The organism is Bradyrhizobium sp. CCBAU 11386, from assembly GCF_028128955.1.
Taxonomy (GTDB): Bacteria; Pseudomonadota; Alphaproteobacteria; order Rhizobiales; family Xanthobacteraceae; genus Bradyrhizobium.
This window is the reverse complement of the sequence record NZ_LBKA01000247.1, coordinates 65,999-88,261: the sequence shown is the minus strand read 5'-3', so window position 1 is coordinate 88,261 and position 22,263 is coordinate 65,999. Positions and strand designations below refer to the sequence as shown.

The window sequence follows — 22,263 nt, the reverse complement described above, 5'->3', positions numbered from 1 at the left end:
CCTCCCCGAAGCCCAATTCCGGGCGAAGCGGAGATGCGCGATGAGCGGACACGATCACGGGGACGACGGCGTCAGCCGCCGCAAGGTGCTGGAATGCATGACCTGGGCCGGCACCGGGGTGCTCTGGACCGTCACGGGCGGCGTGCCGCGCTCGCTCGGCATCATCGATTCCGCGCAAGCCGCGACCGCGGCAGCGCCCGGCATGAGCTTCCTTCAGATCAGCGACAGCCATGTCGGCTTCGACAAGCCGGCCAATCCCAATGCGCTCGGCACGCTCGAGGAAGCGGTGGGCAAGATCAACGCGATGCCGGCCAAGCCGTCGTTCATGATCCACACCGGCGACATCACCCATCTGTCGAAAGCCGCCGAGTTCGATAATGCCGATCGCATCATCTCGCAGGCCAAGCTGGACGTGCACTACGTCCCCGGCGAACATGATTTCCTCGACGAGGAGGTGAAGTTCTATCGCGAGCGCTACGGCCGCGGCACCAAGGGCCAGGGCTGGTATTCGTTCGACGCCGGCGGCGTGCACTTCATCGGCCTCGTCAACGTCGTCGACCTCAAGGCCGGCGGCCTCGGCAATCTCGGCGCCGAGCAGCTCGCCTGGCTGGAGGACGACCTGCGCGGCAAGTCGAAATCGACGCCGATCGTGCTGTTCGCCCACATCCCGCTCTGGACCGTCTATCCGGAATGGGGCTGGGGCACCGAGGATGGCGGCCGCGCGCTCGAACACGTCAAGGGTTTCGGCTCGGTCACCGTGCTGAACGGGCACATCCACCAGGTGATGCAGAAGGTCGAGGGCAACGTCACCTTCCACACCGCGCGCTCGACCGCCTTCCCGCAGCCGGCGCCGGGGGCCGCGCCCTCGCCCGGTCCGATGAAGGTCGAGGACGCAAGGCTCCGCTCCATGCTTGGCGTCGCCAGCATCAACTTCAAGCAGAACGAGCAGCGGCTCGCGATCATCGACACGCCGCTCCGGGGCTGAATCCAGGGTTGAACGGAAGCTGACAATGAAGACACTCAATCGCCGCGACTTCGGTTTCGCTTTGGCCGCGGCCGTCCTGTTGCCCGCAACAACCGCCCGGGCCGACGACATGGACGTGCACATCGACAATTTCGTTTTCCAGCCGGCCGAACTCAAGATCAAGGCCGGCACCACCGTCACCTGGACCAACCGGGACGACATCCCGCACACGATCGTCTCGGCCGGCAAGTTCAGGTCCAAGACCCTGGACACCGACGACAAGTTCTCGTTCACCTTCACCAATGCGGGCGACTACAAATATTTTTGTTCGTTGCACCCGCACATGACGGGGATGATCAAGGTTGAGTAACGTCTCCAACCAAGGCATCAACGTCTTGCCCGGCCGGTGGTCCCACGCCGGCCGGGCTCGTGTGCGTTCCGTCACACACAGGGACGGAACGAAGCCACAGGCAGAACAAGAGGCAAAGCGAGGAGCGATGCCCGCCACCGACGATCTGCAGAAGGCGCAGCGCTTCCGCGAAGCGGCGCTGCCCTATCTCGACGACGTCTACACGCTCGCGCGCTATCTCTTGCGCGACGCCTCCGATGCCGAGGACGCAGTGCAGGAGTGCTATCTGCGCGCGCTGAAGCACTTCGACAGCTATCGCGGGCCAGCGATGAAGCCCTGGCTGTTCGCGATCCTGCGCAACGTCTGCAACGCCGAATATGCGCGTCGCGCGCACAGGCCCAGCGCGATCGAGGACACGCCCGGCGCCGCCGAACAGACGCCGATCTGGCAGGAGACCGAGGCAAGCCCGGAAACCGAAGTGCTGCGCAGCCGCGATGCCGGCGCCATTCGCAAGCTGATCGACGCGCTCGCCGAGCCGTTCAAGGAAACCTTCGTGCTGCGCGAGATCAACAACCTGTCCTATCGTGAAATCGCCGAGGCCGTCGGCGCACCCGTCGGCACCGTGATGTCCCGCCTCGCCCGCGCCCGCGCCATGCTGCGCGCGGCCTGGACGGCGGAAGAGGAGCATCCAAGATGACCTGCGACGAAGCAAGGATCCTGCTTCACGCCCTGCTCGACAACGAGCTCGACGCCGGCCATGCGCGCGAGGTCGAAGCGCATATCGCCAGCTGCCCGGCCTGCGCTGCCGAGTTCGCAGCCCAGCGCGAGATGCAGCGCGTGCTCGCCGACACCAATCTGCGCTATACCGCGCCGGCAAGCCTGCGCACGCGGATCGAGGCGTCGCTGCCGCAGCCACAGCGCCAGCAGCCGACGCGCCGCTCCGTGCTGCGCGGTTTTGCGATGGGCTCGGCGGTCTCCGCGCTCGCCGCAACCGGCGTCGTTGCCGTGGTGCTGCGCCAGGACGATCAGCAGCGCATCCTGTCGGAGGTCGTCTCCGCCCATCTGCGCTCGCTCCAGGCCGGCCATCTCACCGACGTGATCTCGACCGACCAGCACACGGTCAAGCCCTGGTTCAACGGCAAGCTCGACGTCGCTCCGCCCGTGATCGACCTCACCGCGCAGGGCTTTACACTGGTCGGCGGCCGGCTCGACTATATCGACGCACGCGCGATCGGCGCGGTCGTCTACAAGCGCCGGCAGCACGTGGTCAATTTGTTCGTGTCGCAAACCTCGAGCACGGAATATCGCGCGCCGAAGACCGAGACGATGCAGGGCTTCAACTGCCGCCGCTGGGGCAATCGCGGCCTGAACTTCTGGGCCGTCAGCGACATCGGCGCCGACGAGCTCGCCGAGTTCGTCGACAAGTTCGAGACAGCGATGAAGGCGAATGTGGAGGGGTAGTCTTCGCGCCAAGATCGTGGGAAGCGGGAGCGACGCAATCCAGATTGTCGCCACCACGGGAGTCTGGATTGCTTTGCTCGCTGCACCCGGCCGCTTTCGCGTCAAAACATGCCGTTGTCATGCACCGCACCGTCGGGCACGGGCTGCCGCACCTCCCAATGCTCGACGAGCTTGCCATCATCGAGGCGGAAGATATCGACGATAGCAAGCCCGGGGTCGGCGGGAGTGCGTCTGGCGTGAACATGGGCGATGACGAGATCACCTTCGGCAACGATGCGCTTGACCTCACCGCGCAACTCCGGGAATTGACGGCGAAGCTCGGACATGTGGTTGCGAATGCCCTCGATGCCGTCGCCGATCATGGGATTGTGCTGGACATAGCGCGGCCCGAAATACGTCGCCGCCGCATCGAAGTCCCCCTGATTGATCGCCTTCTCCAGAAAATCGAGCACGATGGCCTTGTTGGCCGGGATCATCTGATTCATTACGTTGTCTCCATGAGATCGCCGCAACGCGTTCTGAACTGGCGCAGCTGCACTGTCGATGCGCCAGACTTGCAAAGTCATGTCCGATCGTCTCAAACAGCAGGCGTCGGAGCGCGGGAGCGGAAGCATGGATGCCGGGTGGGACGTGTTGACGTCGTATCGCACCAGCAGCGCGTTCCTCGGGACCGCGATATTGCGTCGCCCATGGGGCATCGGCGTGGATCCGCAGCGCAACTCCGCCCTTCATGTCATCCTCGCGGGCAGCTGCTGGCTGAGGCTGGCAGGCCGTGACGACCCCATCTGCCTTTCGTCCGGCGACGCAGTCCTCGTCACGAGCGGCATCGGCCACGCGCTGAGCGACCCACCGGATGCCGCGATCGTTCCCATTCGCAATGCGTTGGCCGGCGCACCAAGCCGTGAGCCAGCACCGGATGCAACGACGCTGCTGTGCGCAAAGTATCAGCTCGATGAGGCCGCTCCTCATCGGATGATGTCGGTGATGCCGCCCTTGATTCACCTCACTGCGCAGCAGGTCGAGGACAACGAACCGTTGCGATTGGCGCTGCAATTGCTCCGCGTCGAAGCGCAGGGCCGCCGCAACGAAGCCGATGTTATCGCCTCACGCCTGCTCGACAGCGCGCTGGTTCTGCTGTTGCGCGCGTGGATGGACATCCAGCCCGCGGGCAGCGGCAATTGGTTCGGTGCATTGAGCGATCCCGCCATCGCGCGCGCCCTGCGCCTGATCCATGAGCAGCCGCAAGACGCCTGGACCGTTGCAGCATTGGCGGATCGTGTCCTGCTCTCCCGCGCCACATTTGCACGTCGCTTCACGCGATTGGTCGGAGAGCCGCCGCTCGCTTATGTCGCGCGCTGGCGGATGAATCTCGCCGCGAAAGCACTGCGCGAAACCGGTCGTTCCATCGACGAGATCGCGCGGGCCGTCGGCTATGAGTCCGGACCAGCGTTTTCGAAGGCGTTCAGCCGCGTGTACGGGCGATCACCGGGCCGCTACCGGAGCGGAAGCGCGTCGTAGCCGATTGCGCCTAAGCCGACCTTCTCACCGCGTTGTCCACCAGCGTCTTGCCGAGCGACCAGATCGCGCCGGGGACCTTGTGGCTGCCGGCGATGACGTCGTCGAACGCCTTCTCGATCCAGCTGCAATCTTCCTCGGTGATGGTGAGCGGCGGCAACAGCTTGATGGTGTGGCTGCCGTGGCCGGCCACTTGCGTCAGGATCTTGTGATCCTTGAACAGCGGCACGGTGATGAGCTGGCAGAACAGGCCCTTGTTGGCGGCCTCCAGCACGTTCCAGGACGCCCGCAGGCGCAGTGACTTCGGCGGGCCGAACTCCACGCCGATCATCAGGCCCTTGCCGCGCACTTCCTTCATCAGCTCGTAGCCGGGCACCATGCGCGTCAGCGCAAGGCGCAGCTCGGCGCCGCGCTTGGCGGCGGACTCGATCAGCTTCTCGGACTCCATGACATCGAGCGTGGCGATGCCCGCGGCCATCGCCAGGTCGTTCTTGGAGAAGGTGGAGCCGTGCACCACCGCACGGTCCATCTGGTTGAAGATCTTGTCGAAGGTGCCCTTGCGCGTCAGCACCGCGCCGACCGGCACGTGGCCCCCCGACAGCGATTTCGACAACAGCACCATGTCCGGCTCGACGTTCCAGTGCTCGACCGCGAGGAAGCGGCCGGTACGGCCCATGCCGGTCTGGATCTCGTCGGCGACGAACAGCGTGCCGTATTTCTTGCAGAGTGCGGCCGCGCCGGGCAGGAACTCGTCCGTGGGCATGTTGACGCCCTTGCCCTGGATCGGCTCGACGACGAAGGCCGCAACCTCGCGCGAGGCCAGCGCCTTTTCGAGCGCGGCGAGATCGTTGAAGGGGACCGGGGTGCAGCCGGGCAGCAGCGGCTCGAAACCGGTGCGGAAGTTCGAATCCCCCGTCAGCGACAGCGCGCCATAGGTCAGGCCGTGATAGCCGTGGGCGCAATAGACGATGCCGGGACGCCCCGTGGCCCCTCGCGCGAACTTGATCGCGGCCTCGACGCATTCCGCCCCGGAATTGGCGAAGAACACCTTGTCGAGATAGGGAACGTATTTCAGGAGGCGCTCGGCGAGCACGCCGGCGAGCGTCGAGACGTCGAACTGGACGAGGTTGGGCAGGTCGGCATCGAGGACGCTCTTGAGCGCCTCGCGCATGACCGGATGATTGCGCCCGATCGCAAACACGCCAAAGCCGGACAACAGGTCGAGATAGCGCGCCCCGTCGCGGTCGTAGAGGTACTGCCCCTGCCCCTTCTGGAAGCCGACATCGTAGCCGATGGTCTTGAGAACCCGAACGAACTGCTCGTTCAGATACCGATTATGCATGGCACTGCGCTGGGCCTGACGGTCCGCGAACAGTTGAGACATGTCTGGATTTGGGCTGTGCATCCGCTACATACTTCGGTTGAGGGCCGTCTCGTCAACTGAAAACGGACCGTTACTCAAAACGGTCTGTGCGGCCTTTTGCCCTTTTTCGGACCATCTTCGCAAGCACAGCTTTAAACCATGTTGCACTGCCAAGGAACACTCATGCGTTTGGCCCTTTACACCGGAATTATACTGGCTGGCGGTTACGCCTGCCTGACTCCTGCTCTCGCCGCCGATCCCACCGGCGACTGGCGGGTCGCCGACGGCGTCGCCAACATTCGCGTTGCCCAATGCAATGGCAGCATGTGGGGCGCGGTTTCCTGGGAAAAGCAGCCCGGCGGCCGCGACGAGAACAATCCGGATGTCTCGAAACAGAGCAGGCCGACGCTGGGCATGGCGACCCTGATCGACATGAAGAAGAAGCCCGGCGTCGATCAGTGGGAAGGACAGGTCTACAACGCCAAGGACGGCCAGCTCTACAGCGCCACCATCACGCCGGCCGGTACCGACCAGCTCGAGATCAAGGGCTGCGTGATGGGCTTCCTCTGCGGCGGCGAGACCTGGACCCGGGTTGGCCCGCCGATCCCCTTGAGCCCCGCCAACGCCATGGCCAAGGGCGCGCCAAAGCCCACCGGCGCGGCGCCGAAAGCCCAAGGCACGGCACCACAAGGCACAGCGCCCCAAGGCACGTCCCAAGGCACGACGGGCGCCACGGTGCCTGCGCCCACGCCGGCCCCGAAGACCGCCACCGCGGCCAAGCCCGGTCAGAAGGGCGCCGCCGACCCCGTCGGCGACATCTGCCTACTCCCTGAGATTGCGGGGTTTGCCCATTAGGGCCGGCTGGAACAGCAGCACGGCGGCGAGCGTCGTCACCAGCGAGAGCGCCAGCAGCTTGCCCATGCTGGACGTGCCGGGATGGCTCGACAGCCACAGGCTGCCGAACGCGGTCGCCGTCGTCAGCGCGCTGAAAAAGATCGCGCGTGTCAGGCTGGTCTGAAGCAGGTTTGTTCTGCCCGAGCGCCAGGCCACGACATAATAGATCTTGAAGGCGACGCCGACGCCGAGCAGCAGCGGGAACGCGACGATGTTGGCGAAGTTGAGCGGCAGGCCGATCAACACGCAGATCTCGAGCGTCACGGCACCGGCAACCAGGAGCGGCACCAGCGTCATCAGCACGTCCACGAACCGGCGGAGCGTGATCCACAGCAGAAGGCCGATCACCAGCAGCGCGTAGATGCCGGCGTGGATGAACGCCTTCACCACGGTGTCGCCGGACTTCAGGATCGAGACCGGCCCGCCGATCGCGGTCGGCTCGGCAACGAGCACCGCCGCCGCAAATTTGCGCAGCGTGTCGTTGTCGTTGGGATCGCCCTTAGGCAGCGCCTCGACGCGGATGATGCCGTCCTTGCTCTTCCAGGCGCTAACGAGATCGGGCGGCAGTGACTTCAGGGTGACCGGCTCGGCCTGCAGCGCGTTCCTGAGCTGGTCGAACACGATCTTCATCGGCGTGACGAACACGTCCTGCGCCTTGTTCCGCGTGGCCTCGTCGGCATTGGCGAGCTTATCGAGCGCGTCCGCAAGGCGGCGCGAGGCGACCGCGCCCGGCCCCTTCGCATCACCGGCGGTCCGGCGCAGATTGTCGACCGAGGACTTCAGCGCATCGACGTTCTCCTTGTCCGACGGCGCGGCATCGATCTGGTCGGGATTGAGCGCGGGGTTCAGCACCTTGGCGCCCTGTGCGATCAGCTTCAGCTTCGGCTGCTGGTCTTGCGGCACGAAGCTGTCGAGCGACATCACGCGCAGCACCTCCGGCACCTTCTCCAGCTTCGCCTCGACCTGCCTTGCCTGCTCCTCGGACGTCGTCATCACGTTGATGGCGTTGGCGCCGGTGTTAGGATCGTTGCGCAGGTCGAGGAAGGTCGCGATCGATTCGGCCCTCGGGTTGCGCAGGTTCATCGGGTTGAAGTCGAACTTCATGAAGTAGAGCAGCGGCAGGCCGGCGAGCGCGAGCAGCAGCGTGCCCCCCACCACCAGCACGCGGTACTTCTCCAGGAAATGATCGAGCGGCGCCAGGAAGGCGTAGCCGACCGGCTCCTGCTCGCCGGGCGGGTTCAGCAGCTTGAGCAACGCCGGCAGAATCGTGATGCTGGAGAGAAACGCCACCAGCATGCCGACGCCGGCGATCTGGCCGAGCTCGGAGATGCCCTTGTAGTCGGTCGGCATGAAGCAGAGGAAGCCCGCCGCGGTCGCCATCGCCGCCAGCGACAGCGGCACGGCCGATCGTTTCGCGGCCAGCACCAGCGCACCCGAAAGATCGTTGTGCTTGTAGCGCTCGGAGCGGTAGCGGACGCTGTACTGGATGCCGAAATCGACGCCCAGGCCGACGAACAGCACCGCGAACGCGATCGACAGCAAATTGAGCGAGCCGACCATCATCAGGCCGGCGGCGGTCGTGATCGCGAGCCCGACGAAGAGATTGATGAACACCGCGAAGATGATCTTCGCCGAATGCAGCGCCAGCCACAGGATCAGCAGCACGACGAGGACGGTGCCGATGCCGTTGACGACGGCGCCTTCCTGGACGGTGGCATATTCCTCATTGGCGATCGGCACCGGGCCGGTCAGTCGCACCCGCGCCTGGTATTTGGTCGCGAAATCGAGCTCCGCCGCGGCCTTGCGGATCGCGTCGGTGGCGCCCTTGCCGGGCTCCAGCGCGTTGTAGTCGAGGATCGGCTTGAACTCGATGAAGGCGCGCTTGTCGGAAGCCGACAGCGGCTCGTCGCTGACGAGCTCGCGCCACGAGAAGCTCGCATTGCCCTTGTTGAGCACGGTCTCGACCGTCTGCGCGATCAGGTTGAAAGGCCGCGCGGTATTGTCGAGCTTGACCTGGCCGCGCTTGACGCCGGCAAGTCCCGTCTCCAGCGCGCCGGTCAGGCCGCGGATCGAAGGATCGCCCGCCATGATCTCGATCAGGGGCGCCGCAGCCTCGAACTGGCCGGTGACCTTGCCGACCTCTTCGGTCGGCAGGAACAGCAGGCCGTTCTTCTCGAAGAACTCGCCGGTGCCGAGCTGCTGCATCGACTGGAAATTGGTCTTGTCGTCCTTCAGCTTGGCAAAGAGCGCGTCCGACGCCGCGGTCGCCATCTCCGGCGTCCTGGCCTCGACCACTGCCGTGATCGTCGCGTCGCGGTCGAAGGCGCGATCGAACTGCTGGTCGCGCTGGCGCCAGTCCAGATTCTGGGCAATCAGCGAATTGATGTCGGTGTTGATGGCGAAGTGCTGGGACGTGTAATAGCCGGCCCCCACCGAAAGCAGGAGCCCGAGAACGACGACGAGGGAGGCAAACCGGGTGCAGGCCCTGACGATGGCAACGACGACGCTTTGCAGCACTTCTTTTCTTTCTGCTGTTAACAGCTTGCCGGAAACGCCCGCTCTTTATCGGAGTTCCTGGGCGAAACCTATTGCTGTTTTGAGTGGTTCTCGCCGCCGGAAGGTTCGAGGTAAACGGCGCAGACCATGGCAAAATCATGCGGGACGGTCGGTATAGCCGGGGAGTTGAGGCGGGAAAGTGACGAAGGGGTGAGCACAAATGTCGCCATTTTGCTCACGGCAATTTCTGTATTATATTACCGTTTAATTGAACCGGCGGGGAACCATAGGTCCATCCGACCTTTCCTTTCTGCCGATTTTTTGACACAAAGTATTGCGCCTCCATGCGCCGGAGCCCCGACGGGGGTGGGTGGCTACCGCGTGCTGAAACCAATGGTGCGGATATTGCAACTCATTGGTCAGTATCGGGGTGCCGCCGGGGAACTTTGAAGCGGATTGGTGCAACTTGCGTGATGGGCGTCCCATGGAAGTTTATCTAGCGCAGCCGCGCGGTTTCTGCGCTGGCGTGGTGCGCGCGATCGAGATCGTGGAACGGGCCCTGGAGAAGTACGGCCCGCCCGTCTACGTGCGCCACGAGATCGTGCACAACAAATACGTGGTCGAGAGCCTGAAGAACAAGGGCGCCATCTTCGTCGAGGAGCTGTCCGAGGTTCCGCCGAAGGCGGTGACCGTTTTCAGCGCCCATGGCGTCGCCCGCAGCGTCGAGGAAGAGGCCGCCGCGCGCGACCTTCCGGTGCTCAATGCCACCTGCCCCCTGGTCACGAAAGTTCACAATCAGGGGAAGCGCTATATCACCAAGGGCCGCACGCTGATCCTGATCGGCCATGCCGGCCACCCCGAGGTCGAGGGCACGATGGGCCAGGTTCCGGGGCCGGTGCTGCTTGTCCAAAGCGTTGAAGAGGTTAAGGCCCTTGTGCTGCCGGCGGATACGCCAGTGGCCTACATCACCCAGACCACCCTGTCGGTCGACGACACCCGGGACATCATTTCGGCCCTCCAGGCCCGCTTTACAGATATTCAAGGCCCGGATATCCGGGATATCTGCTATGCGACACAGAACCGCCAATCTGCGGTAAGGGACTTGAGCAAGCTGGTCGACGTGATCTTGGTGGTGGGCGCTGCCAACAGCTCGAACTCGAACCGGCTCCGCGAAATCGGCACTGAGGCCGGCGTCGCGAGTTATTTGATTGCCGACGGCAGCGCGCTCAATCCGGAGTGGTTGAAAGATGCCAGGACCGTCGGTGTCACGGCCGGCGCTTCGGCGCCCGAGGTACTCGTGGATGACGTGATCGAAGCGATGCGGCGGATCGGACCAGTCAAGGTCTCGGTGCTGCCGGGCCGCGAGGAGAACATCGAATTCCGGCTTCCGGCCGAACTGGCTGCGAGCTGACCCACCCGAATTTCAAGCCCAGAAAGAAACGTGTAATGACTATCCCCTTCTTCAAGGAAATGCGTATCGGCGGTTATTTGCTCAAGCAGAAACTGGTTGGCCGCAAGCGCTATCCGCTCGTGCTGATGCTGGAGCCGCTGTTTCGCTGCAACCTCGCCTGCGTCGGCTGCGGCAAGATCGATTATCCCGACGCGATCCTCAACCGCCGCATGACGGCGCAGGAGTGCTGGGACGCAGCCGACGAATGCGGCGCGCCGATGGTGGCCATTCCCGGCGGCGAGCCGCTGATCCACAAGGAGATCGGCGAGATCGTGCGCGGCCTCGTCGCGCGCAAGAAGTTCGTCTCGCTCTGCACCAACGCGCTGCTGCTCGAGAAGAAGCTCGATCTGTTCGAGCCCTCGCCGTACCTGTTCTTCTCGGTGCATCTCGACGGCCTGAAGGACCATCACGACAAGGCCGTGTCGCAGAAGGGCGTGTTCGACCGCGCCGTCTCCGCGATCAAGGCGGCCAAGGCGCGCGGCTTCACCGTCAACGTCAACGCCACCATCTTCGACGGCCATCCGGCCGAGGAGATCGCAAAATTCCTCGACCTCACCGTCGAGCTCGGTGTCGGCGTCTCGATGTCGCCGGGCTACGCCTATGAGCGCGCGCCGGACCAGGAGCACTTCCTCAACCGCACCAAGACCAAGAAGCTGTTCCGCGACGTCTTCGCGATGGGCAAGGGCAAGAAGTGGAATTTCATGCATTCCGGCCTGTTCCTCGACTTCCTCGCCGGCAACCAGGAATACGAGTGCACGCCGTGGGGCATGCCCGCGCGCAACATCTTCGGCTGGCAGAAGCCCTGCTATTTGCTCGGTGAAGGCTATGCGAAGACCTTCAAGGAGCTGATGGACACCACCGACTGGGAGACCTACGGCACCGGAAAGTACGAGAAGTGCGCCGACTGCATGGCCCATTGCGGCTACGAGCCGACGGCGGCGACCGCAGCCCTCAACAACCCGCTGAAGGCGATGTGGGTGTCGCTGCGCGGCGTCAAGACCACGGGCCCGATGGCGCCCGAGATCGACATGTCCAAGCAGCGTCCGGCGCAGTACATCTTCTCGGAGCAGGTCCAGAAGAAGCTGTCGGAGATCCGCAAGGACGAGGCCGCGGCTGCGCAGGAGAAGGCAGCCCGGAAGGCCTCGACCGCCGCGTAAGCACGCGCGGTATCGACAAGAACAAAAGGCCCGGTCGCCGATGGCGACCGGGCCTTTTCGTTGTTCGGCGCGAGCGCCCCAGGGCGATCGCAGAGTGCGTGCTCGCGAGAGGTGGTTGCTCCCGCAAAAAAGCGAAAAACAACCCCATGCAAAGTAGAAACGCGCCGGCCGGACGGAGCAATGTCCATTCGGCTAAGCCACGACGACCGCAACACAATCAGCGGCAAACGCGCATCATTGCTCACGCCAAGCGGAGTCGCTGAAGAAGGCTCGGAGCAGACGCTTGCATTGGGGACATTGCACTCAAGATGTGCAGAGGCACCGCGATCGAGGCGCGCCGTGCACAAAATCCGACATGTACGTGACGGAAATGTCATCTAACAATATCGGTTCCCTGCCCGGACGGTGCCAGCCCGTGGCCAACATCGATGGAGCCCGACATGAACCTGTGCACGACAAGCGGTTTGCGATGCGCTGTTGTGTCGATCACCGCCGCTATGTTCTGCCTCAGCACTTCAGCTCGCGCGGCGGACCTCACCGTTTACACGGCGCTGGAGGCCGACCAGATCAAGCCCTACAAGGCCGCGTTCGAGAAGGCGAATCCGGGCATCAACATCCTCTGGGTCCGCGACTCCACCGGCATCATCACCGCGAAGCTCCTCGCGGAAAAGGCAAACCCCAAGGCCGATGTGGTCATGGGTCTTGCCGCAACCTCGCTGATGCTGCTGCAGAAGGAAGGCATGCTGATGCCTTACGCGCCGGCGGGTCTCGACAAGGTCGACGCCAAGATGCGCGATCCCGCTGCCTCGCCGGAGTGGGTGGGCATGGACGTCTGGGCATCGGCCTTTTGCGTCAACACCGTGGAATCGAGCAAGAAGAACCTGCCGGAGCCCGCCTCCTGGGCCGATCTGACCAAGCCGGTCTATCAGGGACAAATCGCCATGCCGAACCCGGCCTCCTCGGGGACCGGTTTTCTGATGGTCTCCGCCTGGCTCCAGATGTTCGGCTGGGACGAGGGCTGGAAGTACATGGACGAGCTTCACAAGAACATCGCGGCCTATACGCACTCCGGCTCGAAGCCGTGCCGACAGGCCGCCGCCGGCGAGTACACGATAGGCCTCTCGTTCGAGTATCGCGCCAACAAGACCAAGAAGGGTGGAGCGCCCATCAGCATTGTCCTGCCCAAGGAAGGCCTCGGCTGGGATATGGAAGCTATCGGGATCATGAAGACCACCAAGGAGTCAGAGGCGGCGAAGAAGCTTGCCGACTGGGCCGCGACGGCGGAGGCCAACAAGCTCTACGCCGAGAACTTCGCCATCGTCGCGTTGCCCGGCATCGCAAGCTCCATGGAGTTCATCCAGGGTGACATCAACAAGATGTTGATCAAGAACGACTTTGCCTGGGCCGCGGAGAACCGCGACAAGATCCTGGCGGAGTGGAGCAAGCGCTACGACGGCAAGTCCGAGCCCAAGAACTGAAGAACTGAACTGAAGAACCTGAACTGAGGGACCTGAACTGAGGATCCTGCCGGGGATCCCAGGAGCGACCAAGGTGCATGGGCGCCGCCGGTCAATGCGGGACAGTACAATGGACAGCACGCCGACGACGGTGCCCTATCTCCGCATCCGCAACCTCTCGAAAAAGTTCGGTGCGTTCACCGCGCTCGACACTATCGACCTCGACATCATGCCCGGGGAGTTCGTCTCGTTCCTCGGGCCATCGGGCTGCGGCAAGACCACGCTGTTGCGCGCCATCTCCGGACTGGACGTGCAGACCGCCGGGTCGATCCATCAAGGCGGGCGGGACATCTCGACGTTGCCGGTCGCCAAGCGCGACTTCGGCATCGTGTTCCAGTCCTATGCGTTGTTCCCGAACCTGACGATCAAGGACAATGTGGCCTACGGCCTGGTGTCGGCCGGCACGCCTCGCGTCGAGATCGACAGACGGGTCAAGGAGCTTCTCGAACTTGTCGGCCTGCCCGAGCAAGCCGGCAAATATCCGGCCCAGCTCTCAGGCGGGCAGCAGCAGCGCGTCGCGCTCGCCCGGGCGCTGGCGCTATCGCCCGGCCTTCTGCTGCTGGACGAACCGCTATCCGCTCTCGACGCGCGCGTCCGGGCGCGTCTGCGCGGCGAGATCCGCGACCTGCAGCAACGTCTCAAGCTGACCACGATCATGGTGACCCACGACCAGGAGGAGGCTCTCACCATGTCCGACCGGATCGTGGTGATGAGCAATGGCAGAATCGAGCAGGTGGGCACGCCCGACGAGATCTACGGCCGACCCGCGACCGCTTTCGTCGCCGACTTCGTCGGCAAGATGAACTTTCTGGAGGGATGCCTCGTCACCAGCAAGCGCGCGAATGTCAGGGGTGCCGTGCTCGACTTCAGCGAGGAGGTGCCGCTCGGCGAGGGCGCGGCCGTCACGGTCTGCCTTCGGCCGGAGGACGTGGCGGTGCGCGACATCGGCGAGCATTCGGACAATCGCCTGTCGGTCCAGGTCGGCGTCATGGAATTCATCGGCAATCATTTCGCGACGACCCTGCATGCGAGCGGCACGGGACTGAACTTCTCGGCCGACTTTTCGATCAACGCCGTGCGCGACCTCGGCATTTCCTCGGGCGCGACCATCGAGGTCGCGCTGCCGCCGAAGCGGTTGCGCGTATTTGCCCAGCCGCGCTCTGCGACTGCCTGACACGGGAAACCAGCGATGGCGACCGAGACGCTGATTCTGCCGGACCGCACCGCCGCAGTGGCGCCCCTGCGGCAGAAGCTGGGGCACGACGACTGGATCATGCGCGGCGCGGTCGTGGCGCTCGGCCTCTGGTTGATCGTCACCGTGTTGCTGCCGCTCTGGGCGCTGCTGTCCAAGAGCTTCCAGGCGGCTGATGGCAGCTTCGTCGGCTTGGCCAATTTCCAGGCCTATTTCGCCAGCCCGGCGTTGGCCAATTCGATCTGGCACTCGGTCTGGGTCTCGCTGCTGAGCACGGTCATCTGCGTTCTGCTCGCCTTCGTCTACGCCTACGGACTCACCCGCACCTGCATGCCAGGACGGGGCCTGTTCCGCATCATCGCGCAGATCCCGATTCTCGCACCCTCGCTGCTGCCTGCGATCAGCCTTGTCTATCTGTTCGGCAACCAGGGCCTCGTCAAATGGATGCTGTTCGGCGCGTCGATCTACGGTCCGATCGGCATCGTGATGGGCGAGGTGTTCTGGACCTTCCCGCACGCGCTCATCATCATCACCGCGGCGCTGGCGATTTCGGACGCGCGTCTGTATGAGGCGGCGGAAGCGCTGCGGGCAAGCCCGCGCCGCACCTTCTGGACCGTGACCATTCCCGGAGCACGTTATGGCCTGATCAGCGCGGTCTTCGTCGTCTTTACCCTGGTGATCACCGATTTCGGCGTGCCGAAGGTCATCGGGGGCAAGTTCAACGTGCTCGCGACCGACATCTACAAACAGGTGGTCGGGCAGCAGAATTTCCAGATGGGCGCGGTGGTCGGCTTGATCCTGCTGTTGCCCGCGGGGTTGGCCTTCGTCGTCGATCAGCTCATGCAGCGACGCCAGTTGGCGCTGCTCTCCGCGCGCGCCGTACCGTATGCGCCCAGGCCCGACTCCACGATCGATCGCGCGATGCTGGCGATCTGCTCGCTGATCGCGTTCGCGATCCTGGTCATTCTCGGCGTGTCCTTCTTCGCCTCGATCGCGACGTTCTGGCCCTACAATCTGACGCCCAGCTTCAAGAACTTCGACTTCGACATGATGGATGGCGGCGGCTGGCGCAGCTATTTCAACTCACTCGTCATGGCCGGCCTCACCGCGCTGTTCGGGACTGCGGTGATCTTTGCCGGCGCCTATCTCGTCGAGAAGACCCCGCGCTTTCGCACCATTCGCGGTTTCGTGCAGTTTCTCGCGCTGCTTCCTTTGGCCGTTCCCGGGCTGGTGCTCGGCCTCGGCTACATCTTCTTCTTCAACAACCCGGCCAATCCGCTGAACTTCATCTACGGCACGATGGCCATCCTCGTCATCTGCACCATCTCGCATTTCTACTCCGTCTCGCACCTGACCGCGGTGACGGCGCTCAAGCAGATCGACCAGGAATTCGAGACCGTTTCGGCATCGCTCAGGGTGCCGTTCTGGCGTACCTTCATGCGAGTGACCTTGCCGGTCTGCCTGCCGGCCGTGCTGGATATCGCCATGTATCTGTTCGTGAACGCGATGACGACAGTCTCCGCGGTGGTCTTCATCTACGCGCCGCACACGACACTTGCGGCCATCGCCGTGCTCAATATGGATGACGCTGGCGACGTGGCTCCGGCGGCGGCCATGGCCATGGTCGTGTTCGCCACCGCCGCCGTCACACGAGCCATCTACATGTTACTCACACAGGGCTATCTTGCGCGCGCGCAGATGTGGAGGAAGCGGTGAGCGTGTCAGGAGACGAATTCGATCTGGCCGTTATCGGGGGCGGCATCTGCGGTCTCGCCCATGCGCTTGCGGGCGTGCGCCGGGGCTTGCGGGTCGTGGTCATCGAGCGCGATGCGAGGGCGAACGGCGCCTCGATCCGCAATTTCGGCTTCGTCACCGTCACCGGGCAGCAGCGCGGCCAGTGCTGGCAGCGGGCGATGCGATCGCGGCAGGTCTGGGCCGAAGTGGCCCCGGCCGCGGGCATCAGGATCGAGCATGTCGGACTGGCGGTCGCGGTGCGACGACCGGAAGCCGTGGCCGTGCTCGAGGCGTTCCGCACCACCGAGATGGGCGAGGGTTGCGAGCTTCTGAACCCGGCTGAGGCGGGCCGTCGTTTCCCGATGCTGCGGACCGACGATCTGCTAGCCGTGCTGGCGAGCCCGCACGATTTGCGGGTGGAGTCGCGCATCGCGGTGCCGGCACTGGCGCGCTGGCTGGCCGAAGTGCACGGCGTCACCTTCCTGTATCAGACGCTGGCCAAGGCGGTGACACCGCCGGTCATCGACACCACACGAGGGCCGGTCAGGGCCCGGCTCTGCGTGGTCTGCCCCGGCGACGATTTCCTGAGCCTCTATCCGGAACGCCTGGCGAGCTACGGCCTCGTCCGATGCAAGCTGCACATGCTGCGGGTCGCATCGGCGAGCGCGATGCCGCGCTTCAACGCGGCCGTGATGTCGGACCTCGGCCTCGTGCGTTATCTCGGCTACGCCGAACTGCCGGAGACCGCCGCACTGAAGCAGCGACTCGAATCCGAGCAGGGCCAGCATCTGGCCAACGGTGTGCATCTGATCGCCGTGCAGAGCGAGGATGGCTCGCTCGTCGTCGGTGATTCCCACCACTACGACGCGACGCCGGACCCGTTCGGTCCGGATACGGTGGACGAGTTGATCATGGATGAATTCCGGCAAGTTATGGCCTGGCCAACGCCTATCATCCGCGAGCGCTGGATCGGCACCTACGCCTCGGCGTCCGACCGGCTGATGCTGATCGACCGCCCTTCTGAAACTGTACGCCTCGTCATGATCACCAGCGGCACTGGCGCCAGCACCTCGTTTGCGATCGCCGAGGAAGTGATTGACGAATTAACGTCCGGGAGCCGAACGACATGACCGATAAATTCCAGCACGTCCGGGCCGTCGTGTTCGACTGGGCCGGCACGACGGTGGATCACGGCTCGCTGGCGCCGATGGGCGTGTTCGTCGAGGCATTCGCGCGCTTCGGAGTGACGATCACCGTCGACGAGGCGCGCGGGCCGATGGGCATGGCCAAGCGCCCGCACATCGCCGCCCTCCTGCGCTTGCCCCGGATCGCCACCGCCTGGCGCAACAAGCATGGGCGCGAGCCTACCGAAGCCGACATCGATGCGCTCTACGCCGTGTTCGTGCCGATGAATGTCGAGGTCGCCGCCCGCTACGCCGACGTGATCCCGGGCGTGGCCGAAGCTGTCGCCGGCCTGCGGCGCCGCGGCCTGAAGATCGGCTCGAGCACGGGCTACACGCGCGAGATCATGGCCGAGGTCATTCCGGTCGCGGCCGCGCAAGGCTACGCGCCTGACAGCATCGTTTGCACCGGGGACACGCCCGACGGCCGACCCACGCCCTTCATGCTCTACAAGGCCTTTCTGGAGCTCGCCGTCTGGCCGGCCTGGAGTTGCGTCAAGGTCGACGACACCGAGGTCGGTATCAACGAAGGTCTCAACGGCGGCTGCTGGACCGTCGGCGTTGCCGTCACCGGCAACGTGTTCGGGTTGTCGCTCGCCGACACGGCAGCGTTGCCGCCGAAAGCCTTCGCCGAGCGGCGCGCGGCCGCAGTCGAGCGGCTGGCAGGCGCCGGCGCCCATTACGTGATCGACGGCGTCGCCGACATCATCCCGGTGATCGCTGCGATCGAGGGCCGGCTGGCCCGCGGAGAGCGGCCAGGAGTCTAACATGAGCGTGTCCGAGACAAGCGAGTCCGGCATGAGCGCCTCTGAGGGCGACGTCAATTTGTCGGCGGAGCGGCGATCGTTTCAGAAGCGCCACCTCGACGCAGAGACCCAAAGTTGCCTCGACGAGGACGAGCGCTGGTTCCTGCGACAGTCGCTGTCAACGCCGTGCCTGAACGTGGCCACCGCCGCCGAAGGCAGCCACATCGTCGATCTCCAGGGGCGGCGCATCCTCGATTTCCACGGCAACGGTGTGCATCAGGTCGGCTACGGTCATCCTCGCGTGGTGGCGGCCATCAAGTCGCAACTCGATACCCTGCCCTTCTGCCCGCGCCGCTACACCAACAAGTCCGCCATCGACCTCGCCCGGCGCCTCGCCGAACTCTCGCCGGCGCCCCTGGAGAAGGTGCTGCTGGCACCCAGCGGGTCAGCTGCAATCGGCATGGCACTGAAGCTCGCCCGCTACGCAACGGGGCGACACAAGACGCTGTCCATGTGGGATGCTTTCCACGGCGCCAATCTCGACGCGGTCTCGGTCGGCGGCGAAGCCCTGTTTCGGCGCGGCGCCGGCCCGCTGCTGCCGGGCACGGAGCATGTGCCGCCGCCGGGATTGGCCGCGCGCTTCTTCGGACAGGACGGCCGCGCGCATGAGCGCCTCGCCGACTACATCGATTATGTCCTCGAGGTGCAGGGCGACGTCGCGGCCGTGATCGCCGAGCCGATGCGCTGGACCACGGTCGAACTGCCGCCGCCCGGCTTCTGGCCCCGCGTGCGCGCGAGCTGCGATCGGCACGGGGCGCTCCTGATCTTCGATGAGGTGCCGAGCTGCCTCGGCCGCACCGGGACCATGTTCGTCTGCGAGCAGGCCGAAACTGCGCCCGACATTCTCGTGCTAGGCAAGGGACTGGGCGGCGGCATCATGCCGATGGCGGCCATCGTGGCGCGGGCCGATCTCGACGTGGTGCCCGAGGGAGCGCTCGGCCACTACACCCACGAGAAGAGCCCGGTCGGCTGCGCTGCAGCCCTTGCCACGCTCGATGTGATCGCGGAGGAAGGGCTGCTTGCGGCAGCGCGCGTCCTCGGCGCGCACGCCCTCGAACGGCTGCGATCGATGGCAGACCGGTACCCCCTGATCTCCGAGGTGCGCGGCGCAGGTCTCTATCTCGGCGTCGAGATCGGCCGCCGCGACGAGGCCGAGGCCAACGCGCTCGCGGAGCGCCTCTTGTATCGCTGCCTGGAGGCAGGCCTGAGCTTCAAGCTCGGCGGCGGCAACGTGGTCACGCTATGCCCGCCGCTGACGATCTCGCGCGATGAACTCGACCGGGCGCTCGATATCCTCGAAGAGGCGATGTCAGCCTTGTGAGCAGATCGCAATGCGCACGCTTCGCGACGCCACGCCCCATCCGGGCTACGAACATCAAAACGAAAAAGGCCCGGTCGCGCGACCGGGCCTTTTCTTGATTGGATCGAAGACGCCGCTCAGGCCGCCTCGGAGACCAGCGCGCTGCTCTCCACGAGCTCGGTGCCGATCAGATAGTCGCGGCAGCCGCGCAGCGAGCGCAGCGCGCGGTTGAAGTCGAGGCCGGTCGAGACCAGCGCATGCAGCGTCGTCGGATTGCGCACGATGCCGCGCAGCACGGCCGCGAGGTCGATCTGGCCGTTCGGCTTGATGGCGGCGCGGGCGAGCGCCGGCAGCGCGCGATGGGCGGGATCGCTGATGACGCGGACCGCGGCAAAGGGCAGCCCGGCCTCGGCGGCGTAGGCGGCCGCGATGTGGCTTTCCATGTCGACGGCGGAAGCGCCGGTCTCCGAATGCAATGCGGCCTTGCAGGACCGCCCGGTGACCACTTCCTCGGCGCCGGCAAGGCTGCCGCGCACGACACGGCGGCGCCCCGACGTCAGGCGGTCGATCAGGTCGTCGCCGAGCGACAGCCCGGCGGCCCAGCGGGTATCGCCTGACAGCACCTCGGTCGCCAGCACGACGTCGCCGGAGCGCAGCGTCGGGTCGAGCCCGCCGGCCACGCCGAACGAGATCACGCCGCGAATCGTTTCAGGGTCCACCACGGTCAGAAGCGCCCGCAACTGGGTCGGGCTGCTGGACGAGCAGATCACCGCCATCCCGGGCCCGGCCGCGATGCGGGCCTCCTGAACCAGACCGGTCACAATAAGTATTGGCCGCGGATCAATGGCGTTGCCCGCGGTAAGATAGTCCCCCGTCCCCAAAGTCACATTCCGACCCCTACCACCCTGCTGTTGGTGTTCCGCAAGTTCCGATACCGCGCCAGCGCCCACAGCGGGAAGAACTTTGGGTAACCATGATACCGTAGATAGAATACACGGGGAAAGCCTGTGGCGGTGTACCGCTGCTCGTCCCACAGTCCTTTTTCGTTCTGTGTTGCAATCAGGTACTCCACCCCGCGGGCGACGGCCGGGTGATCAACCTCGCCTGCCGCCATCAGGGCAAGCAAGGCCCATGCCGTTTGCGAGGCGGTCGAGGGGGCGGCTTCCCAGCCCTTGTAGTCCAGCCGGTAGCTGACGGCGTCCTCGCCCCAGCCGCCGTCCTTGTTCTGGATCGAGGCCAGCCAGGCGGCGGCCTTCCGGATCATCGGGTCGTCGTGGCTGACGCCGGCCATGTTCAGGGCGCAAAGCACCGACCAGGTTCCATAGATGAAGTTCATGCCCCAGCGGCCGTACCAGGACCCTTCCGGGTGCTGGGTCTTGCGGAGGTAGGCAACGCCGTCGGCCACGTGCTTGCTGGTCTTGGCGGTCTCGCCGAGCTGGGCCAGCATCGAGACGCAGCGCGCGGTGACGTCCTCGGTCGGCGGGTCGAGCAGCGCGCCGTGGTCCGAGAACGGGATGTTGTTCAAATAGTATTCGAGATTGTTGACGTCGAAGGCGGCCCAGCCGCCGTCGTCGCTCTGCATGCCCTCGATCCACTCCCGGCCGCGGTCGATCGCAACGTCATAGCCGGTGACGCCGTGCTCCCGGCGCATCCGGTCCATCGACATCACCACGACCGCGGTGTCGTCGAGATCGGGATAATGGGCGTTGTTGTACTGGAAGGCCCAACCGCCCGGGCGCACGTCGGGCCGCTTCACCGCCCAGTCGCCCTTCACGCTGAGCTCCTGCTTCGGGATCAGCCAGTCGAGGCCCTGCTTGGCCGCAGGCACGGCCTTGTCGCCGCCGGCTTCCAGCAGCGCGTGGGCGGTCAGCGTCGTATCCCACACCGGTGAGACGCAGGGCTGGCAGTACGCCTCGTCATCGCCAATCACGAGCAGCTTGTCGATGCCCCGGCGCGTAATCGCGCGCGGCGGAAAGCTCTCGTCCTTGCCGAGCGCGTCGTACATCATGACGATGTTGGCCATCGGCGGATAGATCGCGCCCATGCCGTCCTCGCCGTTGAGCCGCTCCTCGGTGAAGGCGAGCGCGGCATCGATCGCGCGCTTGCGCAGGCTCTTCGGAAACAGCGGCTCGATGACGCGCAGGATCGCATCGAGCGAACGAAACAGCATGAACCAGGCCATGCTCTGGTGCGGCGCCTTCGCGGTCATGCCGATCGAGCGCGGATCCTGGAGAAACAGCTCGTCGATGCCGACGCCCTTCGGATTCCTCGCGCGCGGCTTGAGCGCGGCGATAACCATCAGCGGCACCATGGTGGTGCGCGCCCAGTAGGAGATCTTGTTGATGTGGAACGGCGACCAGAACGGCAGCAGCACGATCTCGATCGGCAGCACCGGCACCGCGCGCCAGGTCACGACGCCGAACATCGCGAGCATGAAGCGCGTGAAGACGTTGCTGTGAATGGCGCCGCCGCGGGCGTGGATCGCCTCGCGCGCGCGCACCATGTGCGGCGCGTCGATGGAATCCCCGATCATCTTCAGCGCGAAGTACGCCTTCACGCTGGCGCTCATGTCGAACTCGCCGTCATGCACCAGCGGCCAGCCGCCATGGGCGCCCTGCACGCGGCGGAGATAGTTGCCGATCTTGGCTTCGAGCACGGTGTCGACCGGCTCGGCGAGATAATGGCGCAGGAGAATATATTCGGCCGGAATCGTGCAGTCGGCCTCGAGCTCGAACACCCAATGGCCGTCGGATTGCTGCAAGCCGAGGACGCCTTGCGTGGCTGACGCAATGCTCGATTCCAAGACCTTCGATTCCAAGATCCTCGATTCCTGGGCTTCGCGGGCGGTCGCGTTCACGGAATCCATCTCGCTCGATTACTCCGA

At 65.0% G+C, this 22,263-nt stretch carries 19 protein-coding genes; 14 read left to right on the top strand and 5 right to left on the bottom strand.

Annotated features, from left to right (window positions below):
* Positions 1-40: 40 nt before the first annotated feature.
* The 4 genes from XI09_RS30525 (at position 41) to XI09_RS30510 (ending at position 2,774) form a co-directional block, all read left to right on the top strand.
* Positions 41-985, top strand: coding sequence for a metallophosphoesterase family protein (locus XI09_RS30525; protein WP_271570150.1), 945 nt, complete (start codon positions 41-43; stop codon positions 983-985).
* Positions 986-1,010: 25 nt separating this feature from the next.
* Entirely contained in the window at positions 1,011-1,334 is a 324-nt protein-coding gene (locus tag XI09_RS30520) for a cupredoxin domain-containing protein (protein ID WP_271570149.1), read from the top strand.
* 127 nt (positions 1,335-1,461) lie between these two features.
* Positions 1,462-2,010: a sigma-70 family RNA polymerase sigma factor gene (locus tag XI09_RS30515; RefSeq protein WP_271570148.1), complete on the top strand. Its 549-nt coding sequence runs from the start codon at positions 1,462-1,464 to the stop codon at positions 2,008-2,010.
* The gene (locus XI09_RS30510) at positions 2,007-2,774 is read left to right on the top strand and encodes an anti-sigma factor family protein (RefSeq protein WP_271570147.1); all 768 of its coding nucleotides are present in this window, start codon (positions 2,007-2,009) and stop codon (positions 2,772-2,774) included. The genes XI09_RS30515 and XI09_RS30510 overlap by 4 nt, the downstream gene beginning before the upstream one ends.
* A 101-nt stretch (positions 2,775-2,875) precedes the next feature.
* Here the strand turns inward: XI09_RS30510 and XI09_RS30505 are convergent, their stop codons facing one another.
* The gene (locus tag XI09_RS30505; RefSeq protein ID WP_271570146.1) at positions 2,876-3,340 is read right to left on the bottom strand and encodes a nuclear transport factor 2 family protein; all 465 of its coding nucleotides are present in this window, start codon (positions 3,338-3,340) and stop codon (positions 2,876-2,878) included.
* Here XI09_RS30505 and XI09_RS30500 point away from each other — a divergent pair.
* The gene (locus XI09_RS30500; RefSeq protein WP_271570145.1) at positions 3,339-4,292 is read left to right on the top strand and encodes an AraC family transcriptional regulator; all 954 of its coding nucleotides are present in this window, start codon (positions 3,339-3,341) and stop codon (positions 4,290-4,292) included. The genes XI09_RS30505 and XI09_RS30500 overlap by 2 nt on opposite strands.
* Before the next feature lie 10 nt (positions 4,293-4,302).
* On the opposite strand, the gene hpnO is transcribed toward XI09_RS30500, so the two are convergent.
* Positions 4,303-5,694 (bottom strand): aminobacteriohopanetriol synthase HpnO, encoded by a 1,392-nt coding sequence (gene hpnO / locus XI09_RS30495; protein WP_271570144.1) that lies wholly within the window; start codon positions 5,692-5,694, stop codon positions 4,303-4,305.
* 141 nt (positions 5,695-5,835) lie between these two features.
* Between hpnO and XI09_RS30490 the strand changes: the two genes are divergently transcribed.
* The gene (locus tag XI09_RS30490; protein ID WP_271570143.1) at positions 5,836-6,507 is read left to right on the top strand and encodes a DUF2147 domain-containing protein; all 672 of its coding nucleotides are present in this window, start codon (positions 5,836-5,838) and stop codon (positions 6,505-6,507) included.
* On the opposite strand, the gene XI09_RS30485 is transcribed toward XI09_RS30490, so the two are convergent.
* Entirely contained in the window at positions 6,475-9,063 is a 2,589-nt protein-coding gene (locus XI09_RS30485) for an MMPL family transporter (protein WP_271570142.1), read from the bottom strand. The two genes, XI09_RS30490 and XI09_RS30485, sit on opposite strands and share 33 nt — an antisense overlap.
* A gap of 463 nt (positions 9,064-9,526) precedes the next feature.
* On the opposite strand from XI09_RS30485, the gene ispH reads away from it, so the two are divergent.
* From ispH to pbfA, 8 genes are all read left to right on the top strand, one after another.
* On the top strand, positions 9,527-10,453 hold the full coding sequence (gene ispH, locus XI09_RS30480; RefSeq protein WP_092192789.1) for a 4-hydroxy-3-methylbut-2-enyl diphosphate reductase: 927 nt from the start codon (positions 9,527-9,529) through the stop codon (positions 10,451-10,453).
* A 35-nt stretch (positions 10,454-10,488) separates the two neighbouring features.
* Positions 10,489-11,649 (top strand): adenosyl-hopene transferase HpnH, encoded by a 1,161-nt coding sequence (hpnH, locus tag XI09_RS30475; RefSeq protein WP_271570141.1) that lies wholly within the window; start codon positions 10,489-10,491, stop codon positions 11,647-11,649.
* 440 nt (positions 11,650-12,089) lie between these two features.
* Positions 12,090-13,127, top strand: coding sequence for a putative 2-aminoethylphosphonate ABC transporter substrate-binding protein (locus tag XI09_RS30470; protein ID WP_271570140.1), 1,038 nt, complete (start codon positions 12,090-12,092; stop codon positions 13,125-13,127).
* 109 nt (positions 13,128-13,236) lie between these two features.
* Positions 13,237-14,340, top strand: a complete 1,104-nt coding sequence (locus XI09_RS30465) for a putative 2-aminoethylphosphonate ABC transporter ATP-binding protein (protein WP_271570139.1) — start codon at positions 13,237-13,239, stop codon at positions 14,338-14,340.
* 15 nt (positions 14,341-14,355) lie between these two features.
* The gene (locus XI09_RS30460; RefSeq protein WP_271570138.1) at positions 14,356-16,074 is read left to right on the top strand and encodes a putative 2-aminoethylphosphonate ABC transporter permease subunit; all 1,719 of its coding nucleotides are present in this window, start codon (positions 14,356-14,358) and stop codon (positions 16,072-16,074) included.
* Positions 16,059-17,222 (top strand): TIGR03364 family FAD-dependent oxidoreductase, encoded by a 1,164-nt coding sequence (locus XI09_RS30455; RefSeq protein WP_271570137.1) that lies wholly within the window; start codon positions 16,059-16,061, stop codon positions 17,220-17,222. Before XI09_RS30460 ends, XI09_RS30455 begins: the two co-directional genes overlap by 16 nt.
* Positions 17,219-18,040 (top strand): phosphonoacetaldehyde hydrolase, encoded by an 822-nt coding sequence (gene phnX / locus XI09_RS30450; protein ID WP_271570136.1) that lies wholly within the window; start codon positions 17,219-17,221, stop codon positions 18,038-18,040. Before XI09_RS30455 ends, phnX begins: the two co-directional genes overlap by 4 nt.
* A gap of 1 nt (position 18,041) precedes the next feature.
* Positions 18,042-19,400, top strand: coding sequence for a (R)-1-hydroxy-2-aminoethylphosphonate ammonia-lyase (gene pbfA, locus XI09_RS30445; RefSeq protein WP_271570135.1), 1,359 nt, complete (start codon positions 18,042-18,044; stop codon positions 19,398-19,400).
* 116 nt (positions 19,401-19,516) lie between these two features.
* On the opposite strand, the gene XI09_RS30440 is transcribed toward pbfA, so the two are convergent.
* The gene (locus tag XI09_RS30440; protein ID WP_271570134.1) at positions 19,517-20,266 is read right to left on the bottom strand and encodes a phosphorylase; all 750 of its coding nucleotides are present in this window, start codon (positions 20,264-20,266) and stop codon (positions 19,517-19,519) included.
* Positions 20,263-22,197 carry a squalene--hopene cyclase gene (gene shc, locus XI09_RS30435; protein ID WP_271570133.1) on the bottom strand — a complete coding sequence of 645 codons (1,935 nt, stop codon included), beginning with the start codon at positions 22,195-22,197 and terminating at the stop codon, positions 20,263-20,265. Before shc ends, XI09_RS30440 begins: the two co-directional genes overlap by 4 nt.
* Positions 22,198-22,263 lie beyond the last annotated feature (66 nt).